This is a genomic window from Companilactobacillus versmoldensis DSM 14857 = KCTC 3814 (assembly GCF_001434295.1).
Lineage (GTDB): Bacteria > Bacillota > Bacilli > Lactobacillales > Lactobacillaceae > Companilactobacillus > Companilactobacillus versmoldensis.
The window spans coordinates 133,757-141,567 of record NZ_AZFA01000004.1 but is presented as its reverse complement, the minus strand read 5'-3'; the positions used below and the strand labels follow the sequence as shown (position 1 = coordinate 141,567).

The following is a 7,811-nucleotide window of genomic DNA, read 5'->3' as shown; positions in this document are numbered from 1 at the left end:
CAGAAAGTTTAGACCCATTTTTTTGTTATGAAGGTCAATGTGCTGAGATAGGTACCTGCTTGAACTCTTGATCAGTTTTAGTAAATTTAATTTGATTTTGAAACTGATCAACTAATTGCTGGACTTCGTTTGCTTCATTATCTAGGTCAAAAAAGACATTGACGGATACATCGGTTGAGAATTGTTTATTCTCCAGATTTATCTGTTCATTTTTGGCGTAATTTTCGAACTTGTCATAAAGGTGGTAGGGAATTTCCAGTTGATAGCCTTGTTGGAGTCGATTTTCGATCAAGCCGATTTCTTTGATCCCTTCGGCGGTGGTGGAAGAGTAAGCTCTGATCAGACCGCCAGCTCCTAGCTTGATACCGCCAAAATACCTAGTTACAACAGCCGTGACATTTTCCATTTCTTGTTGCTGTAAAACGTTCAGAATCGGTGATCCAGCCGTACCACTTGGTTCACCATCATCGGACATCCGTTCAATCAAGACATTTTCTCTGACAATGAAAGCAAAACAGTTGTGCGTTGCACCTGATTCTTGTTGACGGATCTTGTCGATGAAATTTTTTGCTTCTTGTTCGGAATTAGTTTGAGCTAAGTGAACGGTAAATTTTGATTTTTTGATTTCTTTTAAATAGCTATCACTCTTTGCAATGGTTTTGTAGTTTTCCAAAAAAGTTCCTCTTTTCTTGCGTAATTAGTTATATGGAAAAAAATATTAAAGAATTACTTGGTGGTCGTATCGTTAATACTAGGGTACTAACCAACCAACAAATAAGTCAATTAATGTCTTTAGGTAGTAAGAAATATCCAGTTATTTATCAAGAAGGGTCTCAATATTTTTGTCGACGCTGTTTAACTGAGATTGATCTAGCTGATTTTCATGATCAAAAAATGTATTGTCGGGCATGTTTGAATTTTGGGAAATTACGGAAGGGGGACGAATTGATCATCACGAATAGTAATTTGTCATTTCACATCCCCAAAACACCAATGACTTGGCAGGGCCAACTGACGAACTTGCAAGATACAGTGGCTCAAGAAACTAAATCAGCTTTTCAAAAACAACAAGATCATTTGATTTGGGCAGTAACCGGTGCAGGGAAGACCGAAATAATCTATCCACTGATAAACGAAGCACTGCTTCAGAATAAGCGCGTGGCCATTTGTTCGCCCCGTGTGGATGTTTGCCTAGAACTTCAACCAAGATTGCAGCAGGCCTTTAGAAACGTCCCCATTGGCTTATTTCACGGTCAATCACAAACAAGTTATTTTCCAACGCCAATCATGATCAGTACAGTGCATCAATTGATTCGCTTTGAGAGCGCCTTTGATTTGATCATCGTTGATGAAGTGGATTCCTTCCCATTAGCAGGAGATGAGATGCTGCATCAAGCAATCTACAAGGCAAAGAAAGATTCCGGAAGTATCACCTATCTATCAGCAACTCCACCTGTAGAATTGTTGGCCAATGTAAAAACAAAAAAAATAAGCTTGTCAAAGCTTTATCAACGATTTCACGGTCATCCATTACCAGAACCACAGACACATCTGTTACTCAAAAAAAGTCAGTTTCTCGGGATCAATCCCCGAATTAAGAAAATGTTATCCAGTCTGATCAAAAGCCAAACTAGATTCATGTTGTTTTTTCCAAGGATACCTGAGATGTTGCAATTTGCGGTCTCACTCCAGAAAAAATGGCCCAATTTAAAATTTGTTACCGTCAGTTCAAAAGATTCTGAACGCTTAAAAAAGGTGCAACAATTCCGTGAGGAAAGAGCTTCGGCTATTTTGACAACAACCATTTTGGAACGTGGGGTAACTTTCCATAAGGTAGCAGTGATCGTGATCGATGCTGACAGTGAAGAATTTTCCAAAACGGCTTTGATACAAATTGCCGGCCGTGCTGGACGTTTTAAAGATGCCGCCGATGATCTAGTCCATTTCTTTTACCAGTACTATGATCAAAAAATCAAATCAGCTTGTTGTCAGATCAAGCAGATCAATCAACAGGCGGTAAATAAATGAAATGCTTGAATTGTGGGCAAATTATCCTTCAACAGCTGACTATTAGAGAAATAATTGGATTGGAAAGGATCATTGTTGATAATCTGTGTCATTTTTGTCGGCAACAGTTAAAAATTTTAAATGATGAGTCTGGCTGCAATTATTGTAGTAAATCTGGTGAGGAGGCCGTCTGTCAAGATTGTCTTATTTGGCAAAAGGAATACCAATTAACTAATTATCATTCAGCTATTTTTAGCTATAATCGCTTTATGCATGATTATTTCAAAAAATATAAACGTTATGGGGATGTCATCTTGGCTGACATGTTCCAAAAAGATCTTCAGGTGTGGGCACAAAAAAATAAATTTGATTTGGTGACCTATGTGCCGTCGTCTCAGAGTCATTTGGAATTGCGAGGATTCGATCCGGTTTATGAATTATATCGAAATATTTTTAAATTGGAAAAACTATTTAAAAAAAATGATTCTGACAAACCACAATCACAGAAAAATAAGCGGGAGCGAATGAGGACGCCACAGACTTTCAGGCTGGGTCCAGGTTTTCGGAAAAGTGACTCGCAAAAAAAGGTTTTAATCGTTGACGATATCTATACCACGGGGCGAACTATCTTACATGCACGACATTTGTTAGAAATCAATGGTTTTCAAAATATTTATACTTTTTCATTAACACGTTAGTGAAACCGTTGCCAGTTTGTCCTAAGAATTATATAATCAAAGTGAAGAGTTGATTAAGACTCTTATTTATTCCTTATCACCGGAAGGAGAGGTTTTTATGTTAACAATTAATGTACGTGGCGAAAACATTGAGGTAACTCCATCAATTCGTGAATATGTTGAAAAGAAAGTTACCAAAATGGAGAAATATTTTAGTCCGGATAGTAATCCAATTGCTCATGTCAATTTGAAGATTTATCCATCTAAAGGTACTAAGGTCGAAGTTACTATTCCACTCCCATATATCACGTTAAGAGCTGAAGAAATGAACGACGATATGTATGCCGGTATTGATTTAGTAATTGACAAACTTGAAAGACAAATTAAAAAGTTCAAAACTAAGGTCAACCGTAAAGACCGTGACAAACCAGGTATCAAGGATATTCCTCTTGACGATGTACCTGCCGAAGATGCTAAGGAAGACGAATCAGAAATTGTCAGAACAAAGCGTCTATCACTAAAACCTATGGATGCTGAAGAGGCTGTCCTTCAAATGGAAATGCTTGGCCATGAGTTCTTCATTTTTGAAGATTCAGAAACTAACGGAGCTAGCATCGTATACAAACGTAACGATGGTAAGTATGGCTTGATCGAAACTAATGAATAAAAATATTTGAATATTACTACTGATGAGATATCCTGCGAAAGGGATATCTTATTTTTTTGAATAAAAAAATGTTATGAAAGAGCTTCAATATTAATAATGTGTAACAATTTTTCTAAGATGGTGCTTTATCTTAGATATTTAAAAAAATTGGTGTAGAATTAATGTTCTGGAAGTGTACTTAGATTTCAGCAACATTAAGTTTAAAAGTACATCAAATAATGATAGAATAGTAGATATGTTTATAACGTTTAGGAGAGATATACAAATATGGCAAATCCATTAAGAAGATGGGTCGAAAGTGATAAAAGAGAAGTTAAACGTATGGGTAAAATTGCTGATAAGATCGAGGCTTATGCCGAACCTTATAGCAAATTATCTGACGAACAACTTCAAGCTAAGACTCCTGAGTTTAAAGAGCGATTAAAAAAGGGCGAAACATTGGATGATATTTTGCCAGAAGCCTTCGCAACCGCCCGTGAAGGTGCTAAAAGAGTTTTGGGTCTCTATCCTTTTAGAGTTCAATTGATCGGTGGTATTACTTTGCATGAAGGTAATATTGCGGAAATGAAGACTGGTGAAGGTAAGACCTTAACTGCTACATTACCTGTTTATTTGAATGCATTAGCTGGCAAGGGTGTTCACGTTGTTACTGTTAACGAATACTTGTCAGGCCGTGATGCTAAAGAGATGGGTGAATTGTACAAGTGGCTCGGTCTAACTGTTGGTTTGAATGTTAACCAATTAGACGCTGAAGAAAAACGTGACGCTTACAATTGTGATATTACTTACTCAACTAATAGTGAACTTGGTTTCGACTATTTGCGTGACAACATGGTTGTTTATAAAGAGCAAATGGTACAACGTCCATTGAACTTTGCTATCGTTGATGAGGTTGACTCTATTTTGATCGATGAGGCTAGAACACCTTTGATCATTTCTGGTGCAGCTGAAAAATCAACTGCTATGTATGTTAGAACTGACCGTTTTGTTAAGACTTTAGTTGAAGAAGATTACAAGATCGACTGGCCTACAAAATCAATCAGTTTGACTGAAACAGGTATCCGTAAAGCTGAAGATTACTTTGGCCTAGATAATTTGTATGATATTGACAACACTGTTTTGAACCACCATTTGGATCAAGCTTTGCGTGCCAATGAGATCATGAAATTGGATATTGATTATGTGGTCCAAGATAATCAAGTAAAAATCGTTGATCAGTTTACTGGTCGTGTTATGGAGGGTCGTCGTTATTCAGATGGTTTGCATCAAGCTATTGAAGCCAAAGAAGGCGTTGATATCCAAGATGAAACTAAGACTATGGCTAATATTACTTACCAAAACTTCTTCCGTATGTATGACAAGTTGTCAGGTATGACTGGTACTGCTAAAACTGAAGCAGAAGAATTTAGAGAAATCTATAACATGGAAGTTGTTTCGATCCCAACTAACAAACCAGTTATCCGTAATGATAAAGAAGATGTTCTTTACCCAACATTGAAGAGTAAGTTCAATGCAGTTGTAAAAGATATTGAAGAACGACATTCTAAAGGTCAACCAATCCTAGTTGGTACTGTTGCGGTTGAATCTTCTGAATACCTTTCTAAATTGCTTGATCAAAAAGGTATCCCACATGCGGTTCTTAATGCTAAGAACCATGCTAAGGAAGCTGAAATCATCATGAACGCTGGTCAACGTGGTGCGGTTACTATCGCTACTAACATGGCCGGTCGTGGTACTGATATTAAATTAGGACCTGGCGTGGTTGATGTCGGTGGTTTAGCTGTCCTTGGTACTGAGCGACATGAATCACGTCGTATCGATAATCAGCTTCGTGGACGTTCTGGTCGTCAAGGTGATCCTGGTGAAACTCAATTCTACATGTCACTTGAAGATGACTTGATGAAGCGTTTCGGTTCAGACCGGATCAAACGTGTTTTACATACACTTAAAATTGAAGATGACGATGCTGTTATTCAAAGTCGAATGATGACTCGTCAAGTTGAATCTGCTCAAAAACGTGTTGAAGGTAACAACTACGATACTCGTAAGAATACTTTACAATACGATGATGTTATGCGTGAACAACGTGAGGTTATTTATAAAGAGCGGATGGAAGTTATCTCTGAAGATGAAGATCTCGATAAAGTCTTAATGCCAATGATCGAAAGAACTATCGATGCTAATGTTGATGTTCATACACAAGGCAAGAAGGAAGAATGGGATCTACCAGCTATCGTTGACTTCGTCAAAGCTGCATTAGTTTCAGATGATAGTTTTAGTGTCGTTGACATCCAAATGCGTGATGCTGATGGTATCAAGAAATATTTGATGGACTTAGTTCATAAAAACTATGATAAGAAGTCAGAAGACCTTGGTGATCCAGCTCAAATGCTTGAATTCGAAAAGGTTGTTATCTTGAGAGTTGTTGATGAGCACTGGACTAACCACATTGATGCAATGGATCAATTGCGTCAATCAATTGGACTACGTGGATATGGACAACTTAATCCATTAGTTGAGTATCAAGAAGAAGGATATCGGATGTTTGAAGAAATGATTTCTGATATCGACTACGATACAACGAGATTGTTCATGAAGGCCGAAATTAGACAAAACATGGAAAGATAAAAAACAGGCCGCTGGCCTGCTTTTTTTATTTAAAGGTGAATATATGGAATTTAGCGAGATCAAAAGTAAATTACAAGAATTTGAGAGCAAAATAAATCAGTTCCGGGGGTCTCTTTGACCTCGATAGTCTCGAAGAAAACATTGCTGAAAATGAAGCAAAGATGACGCAAGATGGCTTTTGGGACGATCATGATAAGGCTCAACAGTTAATTGACACGACGAATAATTTAAAAAACAAATTTGATAACTTTAAGCAATTGGAACAATCAGTCGATGATTTAAAGGTTTCTGCTGAACTTTATGAAGAAGATAATGATCCTGAGATGTTGTCAGAAATGACTGACAATTGCCAGACAGTCGATCAAGAACTACGTTCTTATGAATTAACGATGCTCCTGTCAGAAGAGTATGATTCACATAATGCTATTTTAGAAATCCATCCTGGTGCTGGTGGTACCGAATCACAAGATTGGGGTGCAATGTTGTTGAGAATGTATGAACGTTGGGCCGATCAACATGATTTCAAGGTTGAATTTGAAGATTATCAACCAGGAGACGAAGCAGGTATCAAGAGTGTTTCGATCATGATCAAAGGACTCAATGCTTATGGATTACTACGTTCAGAACGAGGAGTTCATCGGTTGGTCCGGATCTCACCATTTGATTCGGCCGGTAGACGACATACTTCATTTGCTTCCGTTGATGTAATGCCTGAACTTGATGATTCAATCAAAATCGATGTTAATGATGATGACCTCCGTGTCGACGTTTTTCGGTCATCTGGTGCTGGTGGACAGCATATCAATAAAACCTCCTCAGCGGTCAGAATAACTCACTTGCCAACTGGAATCGTCGTTAGTTCACAAGCACAAAGGTCACAATTGCAAAATCGTCAAACAGCGATGAGCATGTTGAAGGCAAAATTGTTCCAATTGGAACAAGAAGAGCAAGCTAAACGAAATGCTGAGATCAAGGGTGAACAGTTGGATATCGGTTGGGGTTCACAGATCCGTTCGTATGTCTTTCACCCATATACGATGGTCAAGGACCACCGTTCCAACTATGAAACAGGTAATGGTCAAGCAGTCATGGATGGTGAGCTAGATCCATTTATTTATGCTTATTTACAATGGAAATTACAGGGAGAAAATCCAAAGTAATGACAAACAAAAAAATTTTATGCGTAGATGATGAACCGGCAATTTTAGAATTGATCGAATACAATTTAGAAAGTAATGGCTATTTAGTTGATCGTGCAACTGACGGACAAATGGCCTTGGACAAACTAGCTATTGAAAAGTATGACTTGATTCTATTGGATCAAATGTTGCCCAAGGTTGATGGCTTACATGTTTTAAAAAAACTTCGTTCTATGTCGGATATGACGCCAGTCATTTTCTTGACAGCGGTAGATACCGAAGAAAATAAAATCGATGGTTTAGTTAGTGGTGCTGATGATTATGTGACTAAACCATTCTCGGTCAAAGAGCTTTTAGCACGGATCGAAGTAGTCCTCAGAAGAACTAATCGTTCCCAAGCTCCAGAGAGAATTTTTAAACTTAACCAGTCATTAAAGAGCCTGAACATGGATGGTCAAGATATTTCCTTGACTCGAAAAGAGTTTGAATTACTCGAATTTCTGATCAATAACAAAGGTATCGTCGTTTCACGGGATCAGATATTCGATAACGTCTGGGGTATTAACTCCAATTCACAAATTAGGATGGTTGATATTCAAATTAGCCATTTACGTGATAAAATCGAAATAGATTCAAAAGATCCCAAGTTGATCAAAACAGTCCATGGATTTGGATACATACTCGAGGTGTAAG

7 protein-coding genes are annotated in these 7,811 nt (G+C 37.8%); 6 read left to right on the top strand and 1 reads right to left on the bottom strand.

Annotation, left to right across the window (positions count from 1 at the left end; all coding sequences use genetic code 11):
* Window positions 1-34: 34 nt before the first annotated feature.
* On the bottom strand, window positions 35-673 hold the full coding sequence (locus FC27_RS03710) for a YigZ family protein (protein ID WP_010624260.1): 639 nt from the start codon (window positions 671-673) through the stop codon (window positions 35-37).
* Between the two features lie 32 nt (window positions 674-705).
* Between FC27_RS03710 and FC27_RS03705 the strand changes: the two genes are divergently transcribed.
* The 6 genes from FC27_RS03705 to FC27_RS03680 all read left to right on the top strand — a co-directional run bounded on the left by FC27_RS03705 (window position 706) and on the right by FC27_RS03680 (window position 7,810).
* On the top strand, window positions 706-2,028 hold the full coding sequence (locus tag FC27_RS03705) for a helicase-related protein (protein ID WP_082597208.1): 1,323 nt from the start codon (window positions 706-708) through the stop codon (window positions 2,026-2,028).
* Window positions 2,025-2,705, top strand: a complete 681-nt coding sequence (locus tag FC27_RS03700) for a ComF family protein (RefSeq protein ID WP_010624257.1) — start codon at window positions 2,025-2,027, stop codon at window positions 2,703-2,705. Before FC27_RS03705 ends, FC27_RS03700 begins: the two co-directional genes overlap by 4 nt.
* A 97-nt stretch (window positions 2,706-2,802) precedes the next feature.
* Complete coding sequence (hpf, locus tag FC27_RS03695) at window positions 2,803-3,351, top strand: ribosome hibernation-promoting factor, HPF/YfiA family (protein WP_010624256.1); 549 nt, start codon at window positions 2,803-2,805, stop codon at window positions 3,349-3,351.
* A 267-nt stretch (window positions 3,352-3,618) separates the two neighbouring features.
* Window positions 3,619-5,979 carry a preprotein translocase subunit SecA gene (gene secA, locus FC27_RS03690; protein ID WP_010624255.1) on the top strand — a complete coding sequence of 787 codons (2,361 nt, stop codon included), beginning with the start codon at window positions 3,619-3,621 and terminating at the stop codon, window positions 5,977-5,979.
* 43 nt (window positions 5,980-6,022) lie between these two features.
* Window positions 6,023-7,139 (top strand): peptide chain release factor 2 gene (gene prfB, locus FC27_RS03685; protein WP_155802106.1). Its coding sequence is split into 2 segments (ribosomal slippage): window positions 6,023-6,094 and window positions 6,096-7,139, totalling 1,116 coding nucleotides; the frame shifts between segments, so codons are not numbered across the junction.
* Complete coding sequence (locus FC27_RS03680; protein ID WP_010624253.1) at window positions 7,139-7,810, top strand: response regulator transcription factor; 672 nt, start codon at window positions 7,139-7,141, stop codon at window positions 7,808-7,810. Before prfB ends, FC27_RS03680 begins: the two co-directional genes overlap by 1 nt.
* Window position 7,811: the final 1 nt, after the last annotated feature.